Source organism: Sorangium sp. So ce1504 (assembly GCF_051521635.1).
GTDB lineage: Bacteria > Myxococcota_A > Polyangia > Polyangiales > Polyangiaceae > Sorangium > Sorangium cellulosum_B.
The window spans coordinates 7,126,774-7,142,258 of the sequence record NZ_CP150365.1 but is presented as its reverse complement, the minus strand read 5'-3'; the positions used below and the strand labels follow the sequence as shown (position 1 = coordinate 7,142,258).

14 protein-coding genes are annotated in these 15,485 nt (G+C 70.1%); 7 read left to right on the top strand and 7 right to left on the bottom strand.

Annotated features, from left to right (window positions below; all coding sequences use genetic code 11):
- Nucleotides 1-11 precede the first annotated feature (11 nt).
- Both WMF39_RS26825 and WMF39_RS26820 read right to left on the bottom strand, forming a co-directional pair.
- On the bottom strand, nucleotides 12-209 hold the full coding sequence (locus WMF39_RS26825; protein WP_437707496.1) for a hypothetical protein: 198 nt from the start codon (nucleotides 207-209) through the stop codon (nucleotides 12-14).
- Nucleotides 206-1,180, bottom strand: coding sequence for a GAF domain-containing protein (locus WMF39_RS26820; protein WP_437739328.1), 975 nt, complete (start codon nucleotides 1,178-1,180; stop codon nucleotides 206-208). The genes WMF39_RS26825 and WMF39_RS26820 overlap by 4 nt, the downstream gene beginning before the upstream one ends.
- A gap of 325 nt (nucleotides 1,181-1,505) precedes the next feature.
- Here WMF39_RS26820 and WMF39_RS26815 point away from each other — a divergent pair, with 325 nt between their 5' ends.
- A complete protein-coding gene (locus WMF39_RS26815; RefSeq protein ID WP_437739327.1) occupies nucleotides 1,506-1,775 on the top strand; it encodes a hypothetical protein in 270 nt (89 codons plus the stop codon).
- A 283-nt stretch (nucleotides 1,776-2,058) separates the two neighbouring features.
- Nucleotides 2,059-2,853, top strand: coding sequence for a hypothetical protein (locus WMF39_RS26810; protein WP_437739326.1), 795 nt, complete (start codon nucleotides 2,059-2,061; stop codon nucleotides 2,851-2,853).
- A gap of 169 nt (nucleotides 2,854-3,022) precedes the next feature.
- Here the strand turns inward: WMF39_RS26810 and WMF39_RS26805 are convergent, their stop codons facing one another.
- Nucleotides 3,023-4,756: a pectate lyase family protein gene (locus tag WMF39_RS26805; RefSeq protein ID WP_437739325.1), complete on the bottom strand. Its 1,734-nt coding sequence runs from the start codon at nucleotides 4,754-4,756 to the stop codon at nucleotides 3,023-3,025.
- A gap of 136 nt (nucleotides 4,757-4,892) precedes the next feature.
- On the opposite strand from WMF39_RS26805, the gene WMF39_RS26800 reads away from it, so the two are divergent.
- Genes WMF39_RS26800 through WMF39_RS26790 form a run of 3 tightly spaced genes read left to right on the top strand, consistent with a single transcriptional unit; the run spans nucleotide 4,893 to nucleotide 7,846 of the window.
- Complete coding sequence (locus WMF39_RS26800) at nucleotides 4,893-5,528, top strand: RNA polymerase sigma factor (RefSeq protein ID WP_437739324.1); 636 nt, start codon at nucleotides 4,893-4,895, stop codon at nucleotides 5,526-5,528.
- Entirely contained in the window at nucleotides 5,525-6,823 is a 1,299-nt protein-coding gene (locus WMF39_RS26795; protein WP_437739323.1) for a FecR domain-containing protein, read from the top strand. The genes WMF39_RS26800 and WMF39_RS26795 overlap by 4 nt, the downstream gene beginning before the upstream one ends.
- A gap of 3 nt (nucleotides 6,824-6,826) precedes the next feature.
- Nucleotides 6,827-7,846 (top strand): hypothetical protein, encoded by a 1,020-nt coding sequence (locus WMF39_RS26790; protein WP_437739322.1) that lies wholly within the window; start codon nucleotides 6,827-6,829, stop codon nucleotides 7,844-7,846.
- 36 nt (nucleotides 7,847-7,882) lie between these two features.
- Here the strand turns inward: WMF39_RS26790 and WMF39_RS26785 are convergent, their stop codons facing one another.
- Nucleotides 7,883-9,271 (bottom strand): pectate lyase family protein, encoded by a 1,389-nt coding sequence (locus WMF39_RS26785; protein WP_437739321.1) that lies wholly within the window; start codon nucleotides 9,269-9,271, stop codon nucleotides 7,883-7,885.
- Between the two features lie 494 nt (nucleotides 9,272-9,765).
- Here WMF39_RS26785 and WMF39_RS26780 point away from each other — a divergent pair, with 494 nt between their 5' ends.
- Nucleotides 9,766-10,554, top strand: coding sequence for an SDR family NAD(P)-dependent oxidoreductase (locus WMF39_RS26780; RefSeq protein WP_437739320.1), 789 nt, complete (start codon nucleotides 9,766-9,768; stop codon nucleotides 10,552-10,554).
- Between the two features lie 376 nt (nucleotides 10,555-10,930).
- Entirely contained in the window at nucleotides 10,931-11,407 is a 477-nt protein-coding gene (locus WMF39_RS26775; protein WP_437541228.1) for a hypothetical protein, read from the top strand.
- A gap of 38 nt (nucleotides 11,408-11,445) precedes the next feature.
- Here WMF39_RS26775 and WMF39_RS26770 read toward each other — a convergent pair whose 3' ends face one another.
- The 3 genes from WMF39_RS26770 to WMF39_RS26760 form a co-directional block, all read right to left on the bottom strand.
- Nucleotides 11,446-13,008, bottom strand: coding sequence for a DUF1552 domain-containing protein (locus tag WMF39_RS26770; protein WP_437739319.1), 1,563 nt, complete (start codon nucleotides 13,006-13,008; stop codon nucleotides 11,446-11,448).
- Between the two features lie 64 nt (nucleotides 13,009-13,072).
- The gene (locus WMF39_RS26765) at nucleotides 13,073-14,524 is read right to left on the bottom strand and encodes a DUF1592 domain-containing protein (RefSeq protein ID WP_437739318.1); all 1,452 of its coding nucleotides are present in this window, start codon (nucleotides 14,522-14,524) and stop codon (nucleotides 13,073-13,075) included.
- Nucleotides 14,525-14,857: 333 nt separating this feature from the next.
- On the bottom strand, nucleotides 14,858-15,433 hold the full coding sequence (locus WMF39_RS26760; protein WP_437739317.1) for an RNA polymerase sigma factor: 576 nt from the start codon (nucleotides 15,431-15,433) through the stop codon (nucleotides 14,858-14,860).
- Nucleotides 15,434-15,485: the final 52 nt, after the last annotated feature.

Genomic DNA, 15,485 nt, shown 5'->3' with positions numbered 1-15,485 from the left:
GCGGCCCCTCCCTACGCGCGGCGGACGATGTCTTGCAGCGCGCTCTCCAGTCGGCGCTCGATGGCGGGGTCGTCGAGCGCCGGCGTGATCTCCTCGGGCACGACGCGCGCGCGCATGATGACCCGCGCATAGATGAACGCGTCGCGCGCGTTCGGAGGGTCCTTGTCGCCGAGACAGGAGCGGAGCAGCTGGTACGCTCGGCCTTTCACCACGCCTCCCCTGTCCGCCCGCGCTCGACGGTGGTGATGATCCGGCGCACCGCGGCGGTCGCGGTCTCGTGCGCCGCGAACGCGTCCCGCACGACGTGCGCTGCCCTCGCGGCGGCGCCCTCGCCGAGCGTGCCCCCGAGCACGCTCTCGGCGAGCCGGACGAGCGGGCTGATCTCGACCATGTCCCGCGTGAGGGACCGCGTCGCCTGGGCGAGCTCGGACGCGGCCTCGGCCGGAGCGGAGCGCGAGAGGGCCATGGCGTCGTCGGCCAGCTCGGCCGCGATCGCGAACATGTCCCGATAGCAGTCGACCGCCGCGCGAAGATCGTCCGGGCTCGGCGCGATCTGCGGCGCCTCCGGCAGCGTCGCCGCCGCGCGCTGCGCCTCGGCGATCACGGGAGCGATGGCCATGAGCGCGCGCTCGAGCGTACGCGCGGTCTGCCCGAACCGGGCGAGGCGCTCCCTCGCGGTGCAGCTCGGCGGCGGCGTGTCGCTCTCCAGCGCCTCGAGCCGCGCGCCGGCCTCGGCGGCGAGCCGATGAAGGCCCTCGACGACGCCCGGCTCGAAGGTGCGCGGGACGAGGTCGATCACGCAGAGCGAACCGACCACATGCCGGCGCACCCGCACCGGCACACCCGCGTACGCGCGGATGCCATAACGCTCCACCAGCTCCTTGGGCACGCGCTCGTCGTGAACGGCGTCCTCGACCACGAGCGGCTCCTCGTGGCGCACCACGAGCTGGCAGAACGAGCTGCTCCGTGAGGTCGCGCAGCTGACGCACAGGTCGGGCGGCAGGCCGCGGTGCGCGCGGAACAGCTGGATGTGTCGGACCACCAGGCTCACGAGCGCCATCGGCGCCCGGGCGAGCTCGGCTGCCCGCTCGACGCAGGCGTCCAGGATGGCGTCCGCGTCGTCGCGCAGCAGCACGTGGTGCAGCTCGGCGAGGCGCGCGGGATCGTTCAAATCGGCCATGGAAGTGTTCTTGCTGGGGCGACAGGGCGGGCTCAACCGCGAGCGCCGCCGTGCCTGCGCCCGGCCCACGACCTTACCGCAAACCGGCGCCTCGAGCTGCCCCCGCGGGCGCTTCATCGGCTCCGCGCTCCAGGAGACACGACCCCACCGGTGTCCACCTGCGGGCCGGCGGCTTCGCTGTCCCGCCCTGGCGCAGATCGCGATCGATCCTCTGTCGGGTTGTTCTCCCGCCTTCCGGGTGACGGAGTGAGGCGCGGAAACGGCGGGGTGAAGGCCACCCGAGCTCAGCGTCTTCAACGGCAACGAGCTCTGGGCCGCTGTCTCCATGGACGCGCTCGAGACAAGGAGCGACTGGACCCGAGCCGCCGGGACCACCTGGTACCGCCTGCACATCGCGACCGCCCCGATCGTGGATGTCGACGGCCCGGTCGATTTCAACCACGCGTACACGGACACGGACCACGCCCATGACATCTTCTCGTTCGCGCCGGAGAGCCTCGTCAACAAGCTGGACTACGTCGGCGACACGAAGGGAAATGAGGCGGGGTCAAAGACCGGTGTCAGGGTCAATTTCAACCCCATCACGAAGATGTGATCGCGCCTCTTGAACAGGGAAAGCCATCCTTGACAGGGGCACGACAGAGGATATCGTGCGCCGTCGCTCATTCGGTTTCTCGAGAGCGACGCGCGAGGTCAAACAGCGCTTTCATCGCGCTGCGCAGAGGGTCGTTCCTGACGAACAACGCCGTTGCTGCTGCGTCAGGCCACGTTTGCGCCTCGCCCACGATAACGTCCGGGATCCGCGCAAACGCCACGACGGCGAGTGCTCGCCGGCGCCCAGCTCGGCCGGACTGAACCCTCGGGAGGAAGGTTCGCACATGAGCAAGAAGCGGTTCGCCCTGCGCCTGTCCGTGTCGGTCCTCTCGCTCCTCCACGTCGGCTGCGCAGCCGACGTGGAGGACGTCGAGCGCGCCGCGCTGGCGTCACACGCCTGGGGCAAATACCACTGGGCACGAACGAGCAACCCCTTCACCATCAAGCTCGGCGACAACGTGTCCTCCGCGTGGGCCGAGCACCTCTCGGTCGCCGCCGGCGATTGGTCCAGGTCGTCGGTGCTCGACGCCACCGTCGCTGCCGGCGGGGGCGGCAGGCGATGCCGGCCCACCAGCGGGAGGGCTGAGGTCTGCAACGCGCGATATGGCGCCAACGGGTGGCTCGGACTGGCCTCGGTCTGGGCCGACGGGGAGCACATCACCCAGGGCACGGTGAGGCTGAACGACACCTACTTCGACACGGCCAGGTACAACACGCCGGCATGGAGAGCCTCCGTGACGTGCCAGGAGATCGGGCATCTCTTCGGGCTCGCTCACAACGACGAGGACTTCAGCACGACGACCGGGACGTGCATGGACTACTCGAACGATCCGGGGCAAAACCAGCACCCAAATCAGCATGACTACACGCAGCTCGAGGCGATCTACAAGCACCTCGACAGCATGACGACCGTCGGCGCTGCCGGCGCGGCGCCGCCCGCCCTGGCCGGCGTCGACCCCACCGACATGGAGCATTGGGGCGATCCGGTCGACGTGTCGCCGAGCGGGCGCGTGCATACCTTCGTCCGCGACCTCGGCCATCTTCAGGTCATCACCACCGTGACCTGGGCACCCGAATAAGCAAGGCGCGGCGCGCTCACCTCAGGGAACGCTGACCTGCTGCCTCGGCGTGAGCGTCGAGGCGCGGTCGCGCGCCGGCGAGCACGAGCTCGATGCTGTCATGAAAGCGGCGAGGGATCCGCGGTGCTCCAGGCTCGGTCGACTCAGTCGCACGCCACGTGCACGCCGACTACTCGCGTGCGAGCGGCAGGGCCCAGGGCCCTCCGGCGCCGGCGCGAGAGATCACCTGGGGCAACGCGTCGCTCGCCCGCTCGGGCGCGTAGTCGTAGGGGGGCTTGAAGACGTCATCCGCTGGCTCCCCGTCTCCGCCCAGGTGAACGCCGCTCTCGTCGCGGTAGAGGTTCGAGCCAGGGACGGCCAGGAGGAGTCCCCGGCCCGTCGCGTCGCTGCAGTCCGAGCGCCGCGTCGCCGCGTCGGCGTTCTCGAACACGCTCGCCTCGAGCAGCACCTGCCCCTCACAGGCGGCGCCGACCGCCCAGTCCGAGATGTTCGAGAACACATTGTTGAAGAGGTGGGCGCGCGCTCGGGATCCGGTGGCGAGGGGGGCGCGCGTCCTCACTTCATCGAAGCGACAGTGGTGTATCGTCACCTCGGCGTCGGTGATCGTGCAGGCCCAGCGCTCGCGCCCGCCGCACTCGGCCTCGTTGCTGCCGTCGAAGTGGCCGTAGGAGAAGGTGACCCCGCTCGTGCCCGCGTGGACGTCGGCGAAGGCGTCGCTGATCCGTTGGACGGTCGTGTGATCGATCCAGACCCTGGAGGCTTGCGTCAGCGTGATCGCATCGCCCGCTTCGTGCACGTTCGAGTTCAGATCGTAGAGGGCGAGGTTGCGGATGATCACGTTCTCGCTCTGGTTGAGATCCATGTTCACGCCCGGCAGCGCCGCGCCGCGCCCGAGCCCGACGAGGGTCTTGTTGGAACCGAACTGGACGACGCGATGGTTCCGCGTCGCCCCGACGAGCGGACGCTCGCAGGTCGCATCCCCGGTGAGGACCTCATAGAACGTCTTCTCGGGCTCCTCCGAGCAGGTGCTGGGACAGACCTCGATGTCCTGGATCTCCGAGCCTGTGCGGCGGAAGTCGTAGAGGCCTTCGGCGAGCAAGATCACGGCCGGCTCGTCCGAGCGGGCGAGCGTCTCGAGCTCGGTCCAGCTCGAGACCAGCACGGGCGTCGCCCCCGCGCCCCCCGTGGCGCCCTCGCCAAAGCCGATCGCCTCGACCCGTATCACCTTGCGGAGGGCGATGGGCCCCCGCGTCCCCGGCGCGGGCCCGATCCAGCGAGCCTCCGTGCTCGCGGGGAAGGCCGCCTCGGGATCGCAGCCCGGCAGATCTCCAGCGCTCCCCAGCTCGCGGGCCGCCGTCCAGCCGCTGTCGTCGTAGCCGGGCGCGGTCCAGTCTCCTTCCGGCGCGGTGCTCAGCTTCCAGTCGCTGCCGCTCCCATGGCTGCGCTCGAGCTCGTCGAGGTGGACGAGCGCCGCGGGGGTCCCCGCTGCGGCATGAACGCTCACGGCGATCACGTTCTCTCCCGGAAGCAAGGAGAGGGGCACGAAGATCGGAGCGCGCGCCGACTCGCTCGCGGCGATGAGATCCCCGTTGACGTGGACGCGGAAGGTATCGCGCCCCGTGATGGAGAGACCGGGGCCCTCGAGCGCGCCGTAGCTCGCGCTGACGAGCGGCGAACTCGCGAGCTCCTCTCCCTCTCCGAAGGCGGCCCCCGGAGGGAGCTCCGCCGCGGGCGGCTCGCCGTCGCAGGCGAGCTCCGTGAGGGTAGGAGAGCCGCCGCCGACACCCGCGTTCCCCGGGGGGCGGGTGGCCGTCTGGATGAGCTGATCCTCACAGGAGAGCCCCCAGGCCAAGGCCGAGAGCGCGGCGACTCGGGGGAGCCAGGTGCGGCAGGAGAGGCGCATGGCGACCAGGGCAAAGCTGCGGGGCGACGCTCGAGAGCGCAACCCAAATGCTCCGGGTCGCCTGCTCCGATCCAGCGCCCTGGCGGCGGGCGAATTTTTCTGGAGGCTCGCGACGCCCCCAAGTAACTAGGAGAGAGTGGCTCAACCCACGCGCTCCGCCCCGCCGCCCGGACCCACCTTGGCCCGCTTCCCCGCCGACAAGCGGTCGGACGCGAGCTTGGTCGCTGGCGCCGCCGCTGGAGAGCGGGAGGCCCTCGCCGTCATCTGGGATAGGTATTCGGGTCTCGTGCGAGGTGTGCTGTATGGCGCCCTCGGTCCCGATACGAGCCTCGAAGATCTGGTCCAGGAGGTCTTCCTGGGGCTGATCCAGGGGGCCGCGCGCATCCAGGACGGGGGGGCTCTCCGTGGCTATCTCGCGTCCATGGCGGCGCGGCAGGCAGCGCTCGAGATCCGGAAGCGCAAGATACGCCGCTGGGTGGGCCTTTCCCCGAGCGGAGAGCTCCCCGAGCGCGCCCTCGAGCGCGTCGACTTCGAGCATCGCGAGGTGCTCAGTGCCCTCCACCGTGTGCTCGACAAGCTGAGCACGCGCCGGCGCATGGCCTTCGTGCTGCGCCACGTGCAAGGCCTCGAGATGCTCGAGACCGCCGCGGCGCTCGGCGTGTCCGAGTCGACGGTGCGCCGTGAGCTCGAGAGCGCGCGCGCGTTCTTGCTCAAGGCGCGCGAGCCAGCGCTCCAGGAGTTCCTGTCCCGGTGTGAAGGATTTTGGCCATGAGCGAACCCGAACGACAGCTCGATCCCGTCGCAGCCCTCCTGCAGCGCGCCGCTCAGCTGAGCGAGACGGAGCGCCGCGAGGCGCGCGCCGCCTTCCTGCGCCGCGTCGACGAGGAGCAGGCTCGCGTGAGCAAGACGCGGGTGGTCGTTCGCTGGGCGGCTCCGCTCGCCTTCGCCGCGAGCGTGCTGATGGTCGTTTTCTTCTTCTGGCGAACGGAGCGAGGTCTCGATTACGTCGTCGAGGGCGCGGTGAACGAGAGCGGCTATGTGCGCGCACCCGTCGATCACCCGGCCGCCATCACCTTCTCCGATCAGACGCGGATCCGGGCCGCGGCAGGGACGCGGCTTCGTATCGACGAGACCAAGAACGAGCGTGGCGCCCGCATCTCGGTCGAACGCGGCCGGGTCGAAGCCGAGGTCACGCACACCGGGCACAGCGATTGGCGCTTCGTCGCGGGTCCCTTCGTGGTCCGCGTGGTGGGCACGCGCTTCGAGCTCCTGTGGGACGCTGACCGCGAGCGGCTCGAGGTGATCCTGCGCGAGGGGGCGGTCGAGGTGGAGGGCTACTCCGGCTCTGGCGCCGTGAGCGTGCGCGCGGGGCAGCGCTTCGTGGGGGACGCTCAGGCGAGGACCCTGCACGTCAGCGACACGACGGCTCGAGCCCCCGACACGGCGGCGCAGGGCCCCGACACGGCGGCGCAAGGCTCCGAGCCCGCGCCTCCCGCGGCGCAGGGACAGCTCGCCGAGATCGCAGCGCCGGCGCCGGAGCCCGCTGCTCCCCCGGCGCCGAGCTCCGCTGAGACCCCGGCGCCCCTGGTCGCCTCGCCGAGCACCAGACCGCCCTGGAGCAAGCTCGTTTCCCAGGGCGAGTTCCGGCGCGTCGTCCAGGAGGCCGAGGCGCGGGGCACCCAGAACTGTCTCACCTCCTGTGATGCCGCCGACTTGAACGCCCTGGCCGACGCCGCTCGCTACGTGGGGCAGAACGAGCTCGCCGAGCAGGCGCTGCTTGCCCTGCGCGCGCGCTACGCATCGACCGCGGGGAGCCGTGCAGCCTTCTTGCTCGGGCGCCTTCACGAGAGCCGCGGCGCCGCCGCGCGCGCCAGGACCTGGTACGAGACGGCCCTTCGCGAGGCGCCGGGCGGCGCCTTTGCCGCCGAAGCGCTCGCGGGGAAGATGCGCGCGGTCCAGAGCCTCGAAGGACCGGCCGCCGCGCGCGTGGTGGCGCAAGACTACCTGCGCCTCTATCCGAGCGGGGTCCACGCCAAGACGGCTCGACAGCTCGCCGCTCAGCCCTGATCCATGGTCCGGCGGGCGCGAACGCTCCTCGTCCTGCTCCTGCTGCTCGTCTGCCCTCGAGCGGCGTGGGCGCAGCGCGTGCTCGTCGTCCGACCGGACCCGCGCGACGCCACGCTCTTCGAGGCCTTCGGGCGGCTCTCTGCCGAGCTGGAGCTGCAGTCCTTCGAGGTCATCGTGCTCGGGAGCGCCGCGCGATCGCCCGGGGCCGAGGAGCTCGAGCGAGAGGCGCAGGAGAGCGAGGCCTTTGCGGCTGTCGCGCTGCGGCGCGACGGAAGCGGCACGGCCGCCGAGGTGTGCATCGTGGATCGCGTGACCGGCAAGACGACCACGCGAAAGCTCCTCATCGATCCCTCCAGCGATGGCCCGATGCTCCTCGCGGTGCGCGCCGTCGATCTCCTGCGCGCAAGCCTCCTCGAGCTTGGCCCGGGCCAGGCTCCCGCTCGGGATGTGCTCGGCGTCGAGGCCCAGCCGCCCGCCCCCGAGGTGCTCCGCTTCTCCCGGGAGCCGCCCCGCTTTCACGTGCGCACGGGAGGGCTCGTCCTCTTCACGCCTCCGGTGGGCGGCGGCGTCGGCGCGCAGATCGGCGCGCACACCCGCCTCGACGAGCGCTTCCGTCTCGGCCTGCTCCTCGGTGGTCCCCTCTTTGGCGCCGAGTTCCGCGCAGCAAGCGGCGCCGCCCGGGTGCGCCAGGAGCTCGCGCTCCTCCGGGCCAGCTGGAACCTCGGGCAAACGGGTGCCGGTCTTCACTGGGAATGGGGGCCGCTCCTTGGCGTCGGCGCCTACCACCTCCAGGCCACCGGCCATGTCGAGCCGCCGCTCGTGGGGCGCAGCGAGGAGTTCTTCAGCTTCGCCGCGGACGCAGGGCTGAGCGTCCAGTACTTCTTTCATCCGCGCGTGGGCCTCGGTCTCGAGCTCACCTGTCTCACGCTCCTGCCGCGCCCCATCATCGCCGTCGATGAGGAGCGCGCCGCTCCGCTCATCGCTCAAGCCCTGGGCACGCTCAGCCTGGGGGTCTCGTTCTGAGGGAGCATGGCGAGGCGCGCGCGCGTCCTCGAGGCGTCACGGGACGAGGGCGTTGATGTACTCCTCGAGGTTCGTCCAGCCGTCCCCGTTGCGGTCGCCATTGCGATCCTCCGGGTCGTGAGGATCGAGCGAGGCGGAGACCTCCCACGCATCGGGCATCCCGTCCTGATCCGTGTCCGCGGGCGCAGAGCCCCCCGGGATGTCTCCAACGGTGTTGGGGAGGCCGAGGCTCTTCTCGTCGCTGATCGTGGCGCCCTCGGCCCCGAGGGACGCGAGCTCTTCGATCAAGAAGTCGTCGACCGGGTCACGCCAGAGAGACGCCCCGGCGCGCTTCATCACGTGGTCGAAGGCGTCCTCTGCGCTCATCGCGGGCACGTCGGGAACCTCGACGCTCGGCGCCGCCTCCCAGGTCACCGAGCCGAAGTCCCCCTGGCCGAGCAGGCGGCCGTTCAGGACACCGTCCTTGTTGCTGTCGTACCAGTTGTCGACGGCATGGAGGTGGTACTCGGGCGTTGGGCTGTCCAGGGTGCCGCCTTTCGTCTCCGGGCCGGGGATCAGCGTGTTGCCGACCATCACCCCGTCCGAGCGACCGCTCGTATCGCCCAGGATGTACCCCGAGGTGACCCAGTTGTAGACGACGTTGTTGACGAACTGCAGCGTCCCGCGGGCCTTGGGGTTACGGGAATTGTTGTCGATGTACAAGGACCGGATGATCGACGTGCCGGTCGTGTTGACGATGCCGCCCGTGCTGTGGGTCTGGAGCCCCTGTGCGACGATCGAATCTTGAAGCGTGATGTTGTAGAGCTCCGCCCCGCTCTCCCGGTTCAGATCGAAGGTGCCGTCGCGCCCCCAGCTCAGCGAGCAATGGTCCCAGATCACGTCGTGCCCGTTGGCCATGGTGACGGTGTCCTTGCCGGAGTCGCCGATCTTGCCCATACGAAACCGCACGTAGCGAACGATCGTGTTCGAGGCGCCGGAGAAGGAGGTGCCGTTCCCGTAGACGGTGATGCCCCCGCCCGGCGCGGTTTGCCCGGCGATCGTCTGGTTATTCTTGAACACCAGGCGGGAGTCGATCTTGATGACGCCGCCGACGTCGAAGACCACGGTGCGATTCGGCTGGCTGATGGCATCCCGCAGGGAGCCGGGCCCTGCATCGTTCAGGTTGGTGACATGGTAGATGTCGCCGCCGCGCGCGCCGGTGGCCATCCGCCCGAATCCCTCGGCGCCGGGGAAGGCCCCGAACTCGACGGCGCCCGACCCGCCCGTCCCAGGGCCGCCGCCCACGCCCGCGCTCGGTGCGCCGCCGCCCGCGCCCGGGCCTGGCGCACCGCCAGTCCCTCCAGCTCCCGTCGTCACCCCGGAGGCGGCGTCGCTGCCCGATGCCTCTCCGCCCGGCGCCTCTCCGCCCGTGCCAACAGGATCCATCGAGGGAGCTCCGCCGCCCCCGGAGCCGTCGTGCGGGGCCCCAGAACACGCCCACGCGGCCGCACCCAGAGCACAAAGTGACAGCCAAGAGATGCTCGCCCGGCCTGGCGGGCATCGCGCCCAGGTCTTCATGTGCCCGGAGTTGATCCAGCCCCTGCTCACCTTTCAGAAATCGTCACCCGCGGCGCGGGATGGCGTGCCGGGTCGCGCGCGACGCCGCCGATGAGCGGCATGATGACGGCTCGATCGCTGATGCGGAGCAAGCGAGAGAACGGTCCTCGATCTGCTGGAAAGCCAGGCTGGACGTCCTCATCGCGATCGTCGGCTTGCCTACGCAACGCCGCCGTCCTCCTTGCTGAACTTCCGCAATGAGCCCACAGCAAGCCAGGAGAACTCATCCGCAGCCCCGGAGATGCGGCGCAGGTCCCACCCGCCGTACGGTGTTTGGTGACCGGACGGCCCGGTCCACCTTGGAGAGGATGGTAGGGGACACCATGGGCACACTGAGCACTTCCAAACGAATCCTGGTCACCGGCGCGTCGCGCGGGATCGGACGCGCGGCCGCCCTCGCGCTCGGCGAGCAGGGACACACGGTGGTGCTCGCCGCGCGCGACGAGCACGCGCTGAGGTCGCTCGCCCGCGAGATCGCTGGCGCGGGCGGGCGGGCCGAGGTCGTCCCCATGGATGTCACGGACGACGGGAGCGTCGAGCGCGGGATCGCGCGGCTCCTCGAGGCGGGGCCGTGCGACGTCGTGATCAACAACGCAGGTTCCTGCGACCAGACGGATTTCATGGCGCAGGACATGAGCACGCGACGCGCCGAGATGGATCTCAATTACTGGGGTGCGGTGCGGGTGACGCGCGCGCTGCTGCCGTCGATGCTGGTGCGCCGCTCGGGCGTCATCGTGAACGTCTCGTCGTTGCTCGGGGTCATCGCTTCGCCGACGGCGGCCAATTATTCGGCGACGAAGGCGGCGCTCGGCGCGTGGTCGCACGCGCTCCGGGGCGAGGTGGGCCGCTTCGGCATCAAGGTCGTCGTGTTCGTGGCGCCCCACACCGACACGGCGTGCGGCCGCGCCACCCGCTTCGACGGCGTGGTGAGCTTGCCTGTCGAGTACACGGCGAAGGAGCTGCTCCGCGCCGTCGATCGGGCGCCCCGGCAATATGCGGGGAGCCCTGTCTATCGGCTTCTCTTGCGGCTCGCCGGGCTCTTTCCGGCCTTCCTCGAGGCGCGGGTCGCTGCGTCGGCGCGGGCTCATCTACTGCCTGGCTATGGGCCGTAGGAGCGAGCGCGGAGGATCTGCGGTCCGAGAGTCATGTGCGGAGGGGCGTCTCGCGCGCACGACGGATACGAGCAATACGTGCGAACCGTACGAACCGTACGAACCGAGCGACGCTGTCCCGATCGCCCTGGCGCGGCTCGGGCGATCGTGTATCTTCGACCTCGCAGAGGTAGCGCCATGAAGGTCTTCCGGTAGCAACGCGGTCGCTTCCGCCGAGCGGGTTCTCCCCGCTGCCCGCGTTGCTCGCGCTCCGGCGCCCCGTCGCCGTCCGTTCTCCGCTCGCCTCGCGGCGGCGGGGCGGCGTGTGTTCGACCTTCGACCTCCAGCCATCGGGCGACGCTCGTACGAGCCGAGCGCCGCCCGGAGAGCGTGCGTCATGGCGCCCCGTCTTCCGCTTTCCATCAAGCTCACCCGTCGCGCCGTCGCGCGACGAGACCTCTTCTGCGAGCTGGTGAAGAGGGCTGTCCGGCCGTCTCAGGCCGACGCCGCCTTCGCCTTCCATGCGTTCGCCTTCAAGGCCGATGAGGATGAGTTCGCGCGCGAGCTCATGCGCCGCCGGACCGAGCTCTGGCTCTTCCGCTCCAACCAGCGCGCCTCCTGCGGCGACTTCCTGGCCGTCGACATGTCGAGCCCCTGGGCGGCGCGGCGGCGATCCTACGTGATCGAGCTCAAGCGCGGGATGCCGGTGCGCATCGGAGGCGGCGCGGTGGGCGTGCAGCTCCAGAAGGCGGCGAGCGCCGTGCAGGCGCTCGCGCAGAAGGGCGACGTGCTCGGCGTCGAGGGGGCATACGTCACGGTGGCGGGGGACGGGGCGGAGATCATCGCGATGTTCGCGAGGGGAGCGCGGCTCTAGCCTGCTCGACAGTCAGCGACGCGATCCTGCGGGCTCGGCTACCGCAGGATCTCCTCGAGGAGCGCGTTCGGCACGCCCCGGCGATCCTCGCCGAACGACGAGACGCCCAGGCCGTAGTACTGGTTCATGATGGTGAACCACAGATCGCGGAGCTGGCGATCGTTGCCGAGGGCGTCGTAGGCGACGTGCGCGTCGTTCAAGAAGACGCCGTCGCCGCCGAGGAGCACGATGGGCAGGTCGTACCCGTCGTGGTCGTGCGAGCGCATCTCGCTCATGTGCACCATGACGCAGTGATCGAGCACCGTGCCGTCGCCCTCGGGGATCGCGTCGAGCCGCTGCGCGAGCTGCGCGCTCTTCTGGTTGAGCCAGCAGTTGATCGCCGCGTAGTCGAGGTTGCTCTGCGCGAGGATCTTGTACTGGCCGTTCTGGGTCGCGCGGTCCAGGTTGCCGGCGGCGTGCTGGGAGGAGTGGTAGTGCAGGCTGGCCTCTCTCCTGTACGCGAGTCCCACCTTGGCGCGGACGTCCTCCGGGATGCACCGATACTCGAACTCGGAGCGCATGTCGTCGTGCATGTGGGTGATCACGCGCGTCACGTCGCATTGAATGGCCATGACGATGAGATCGATCATGACCTTCGCGTGATCTTCGTGCTTGTACGGGCCGGCTCCCGTGTTGTCGTTCTCGTTGAGCCCCTCCGCCTGGCCCGGCGGCTCGGGGACCACGCCGGGCTGGCTGATCGGGGTGCAGCCCAGGCCCGTCTGCGGGGTCATCGTCGACTGGACGCGGGTCGCGTTCTTCTCGATCTCGCGCAGCGAGTCCAGGTATTGCTGGACGATCTTGCGATCGTCGGAGCCGACCCGGTTCATGAGCGAGTTCGCGTCCGCCAGCACGCCGTCGATGACGCTCTTCTCGGTCGCCGCGCGGCGCTCCGCCTCGATCCTGGCCTCCTCGTCGCTCTGCCCTGGCACGGACCCCGCCGCGCCCGCGCCGACGAGCGCGTCGAACACCGCCTTCGGGTTGACCGAGCGCTTCAGCGGCTCGCGCGGGCTCTTCCAGGAGAGGACCTGATTGTAGGCGTAGCTGCGCTGGTCGAAGAAGCCGGGCTTGACGCCGAGCCCCGTCTGCAGCGACGCGATGCGGGTCGCCTGCTCCGGGCCTGCCTTCTGGACGATGAGCTGGTCGACCGAGACGCCGTTGCCCACCCACTCGCCGAGGTCCTGGCGCGCCTCCCTACCCAGCTGATCGGCGTCGACGCAGGTCGAGAGCGCCGCGCCGAGGCGCGAGTGGGAAGGCTCGATGTAGGGGTGCTGCTCCGTGCTCCACGTGTAGTTGCCGAGGCGGCTTATCATGAGCATCTTCGACTTCACCGGCGCGAAGTGCTCGAGCACCCTCGGCAGCTTGAAATCGGCGCCCTTCAGCGTCTTTCCGAACGCGGGGGCCGTCTCCCACCAGTGATGGGGCGCCCCGTTCGGGAAGGTGCAGAGCACGAAGCGCTTCGGGGTGCCGGGCTCCCCGCCGCGCGCGCTGCGCGGCGCGAGGCTCTCGAGAAACGGCAGCGCCAGGCAGACGCCCGCGCCGCGCAACAAATTTCTGCGTGTCATCAAGCGTTTCATGTGCGCATCGCTCCTTCGTGCTTCGTCTTGTGCAGAAACAACGCGTGTGGCCTCACCGCGCCTTGTCCTTCGCTCGAAGGCGGAACGCCTCGCTGGTCACCACCTGCTTCACCAGATCCGCGATCGTGCCGCCGCCCCAGCGCGCGGCGATCTCCTTGATCCTGGTCCTGTCCCCGGCGCTCGGGCGCCGGCGCAGGGCATAACTGAAGAGCTGCTCGGAGGGGCAGGTCCCCGACCGGGCGGCCTCCACGAGCGCCGGCACGAGGCCGGAGATGTCCTCGAACGCCGCGCCCTCGTACACCCCCGTCGCGTCGATCGGGTCGCCGTTCGGGTACTGGGTCCGGTAGGCGCCGATCGGGTCGAAGTTCTCCAGGCTCAGCCCGATCGGGTCGAGCACGTCGTGGCAGCCCGCGCAGTCGGGCGACGCGCGGTGCTTCTCGAGCTCCTTGCGCACGTTGGTGACGCCGCCCTCCTCCCCGTCCGCGGCGCCGAGCTCCGGGATATCCACGTTGGCGGGCGGCACCATGGGCGCGCAGAAGAGCTGCTCCAAGATCGTCTTCGCGCGGGACGTGGGAGAGGTCCGGTCGGCGCGGGACGACAGCGTCAGGAACGCTGGGAGCGTGAGGAACCCCTCGCGCACGCCCTCCGGGTCGTTCGCATAGAGCGGCTCGATCAACCGGCTCTCCGGGTGGGGCGCCGTGAGGAACTCGGACCACGGCCGCCCGCCGGTCGTGAAGCCGGCGAAGTAGTCGTTGACCTGGTCGAGCATCGCGCCCTTCATCTCATCGTTCCAGCTCGGGAACTGGGTCGTGTCGGCGTTGTGGCTGGGGAGCGTGCGCGTGCCGAGCCACTGGCCGTAGAAGTTCTGGAAGAAGGCGGCGCTCTTCGGGTCGGCCAGCATGCGGTCCACCTGCTGCTCGAGCTCGTCCTCGGTGGCCAGCAGATCGTCCTCCGCCGCGTCGAAGAGATCCTCGTCCGGGAGCGAGCTCCACAGCAGGTACGAGAGGCGCGACGCGACCTCGTAACCATTGAGGGCGCCCGGTGATCTCGCCGAGTCGGGCCCCAGCTCGATCCGGAGGAGGAAATGCGGCGACGTGAGCACGGTCCGGACGACGTGCTGCACCGCCTCGACGGGGGACATCTCGAGGGCGGTCCGCGCGTCGTCGTACTGCGCCGCGTACCGGTCGACCTCCGCCGCGTCGAGCGGGCGCCGGAACGCGCGCAGCCCGAAGCGCTCGATGATCTCGCGCGCGCACCCGTCGTCCGCGCCCTCTGCCGGGTCGCACACGAGGATCTTGGCGCGCTGCGCCTCGTCCGAGAACGCGTCTTCGGCGAGCGTCCTGGCGGCGTCGTAATACCCCTGCACCAGGACCTGCGAGAGGTTCGAGAGCGCGCTCACGTTCGCGTCGAAGCCCTTCGCGCCGAAGGCCGGGAAGCCGTCTGCGGGCCTCAGGTTCGTCCCCAGGAGGTGGGCGACGGTGGAGTTGTACTCCGACGCTGTCATGTGGTGCAGAGGCATCCCGTCTATGGCGATGGCGGCGTCCTGCTCCGGAGTCTGCTCCGGAGAGCTATCGTCCCCGAGGGTGCCAGTGCACGAGATGCTCAGGAGGCATCCCCCGGCAGCGATCCAGGGACTCGTGAACACTCGGTCCAGTGTGAATATCATTGTCGGCTCCCGCGTGTGAAATCGGCAGGTCTCGTCTTGTGACCGGAGCCCGCGATTTTCGTGATCAAATCGACCGGGTCCGGGCATGGCCGTGAAGATCGCGGTAGGTCGTATGAATCCAGGCTTGGCGGCGAGCGGCGTCGGGCGAGCGCCTGCTCGCCGGCCCCCGGCTCATCCATGGCGGCCTCCTCGGATCTTGGCGTGGTGGCGCTGCACCGCGTCGGAGAACGCCTGTCGAGCGGCCCTCAGCCGCGCATACACGGTGTTGATGTTCACCCCGATCCCCTGCGCGATCTCCGACGCCGGAAGTTCTTCCAGCTCGGCGAGGAGCAGCACCACGCGCTTCTCCTCGTCGAGCGACGCCAGGAGGTCGTGCACCACGCGCGCGGCCTCCGCCCTCTTCATGGCCTCGTAGGGGCTGAGGTCGCTCGGCCCCGCGAGCTGCTCGGGATCCACGATCTCTCCTGTCCCGCGGTGGGCCGGGCTCTGGCGGCGCTGCGACCTCCGGTGCGCCTGCACGACGTTGACCACGATCCCGAAAACCCACGTCTTCAGCGACGAGCGGCCCCGGAACTCCGGTAGCCGCCGGTGCACGACGGCGAACACCTCCTGACACACGTCCTCGTGCGCGGAGGCGTCCACGACGAGGCGGCGCACGGTCCGCCAGACCAAGGGAAAGAGCTCCTCGTACACCTCGGCGAAGTCGAGCGGCGCGGCCTGCGCGCCGGCCGCGGGGACGGCGGGCACCGCGTCGGCGGGCGGGGGCGTCGACGGAGCGAGGCTCGCTCGTCCGAATCTA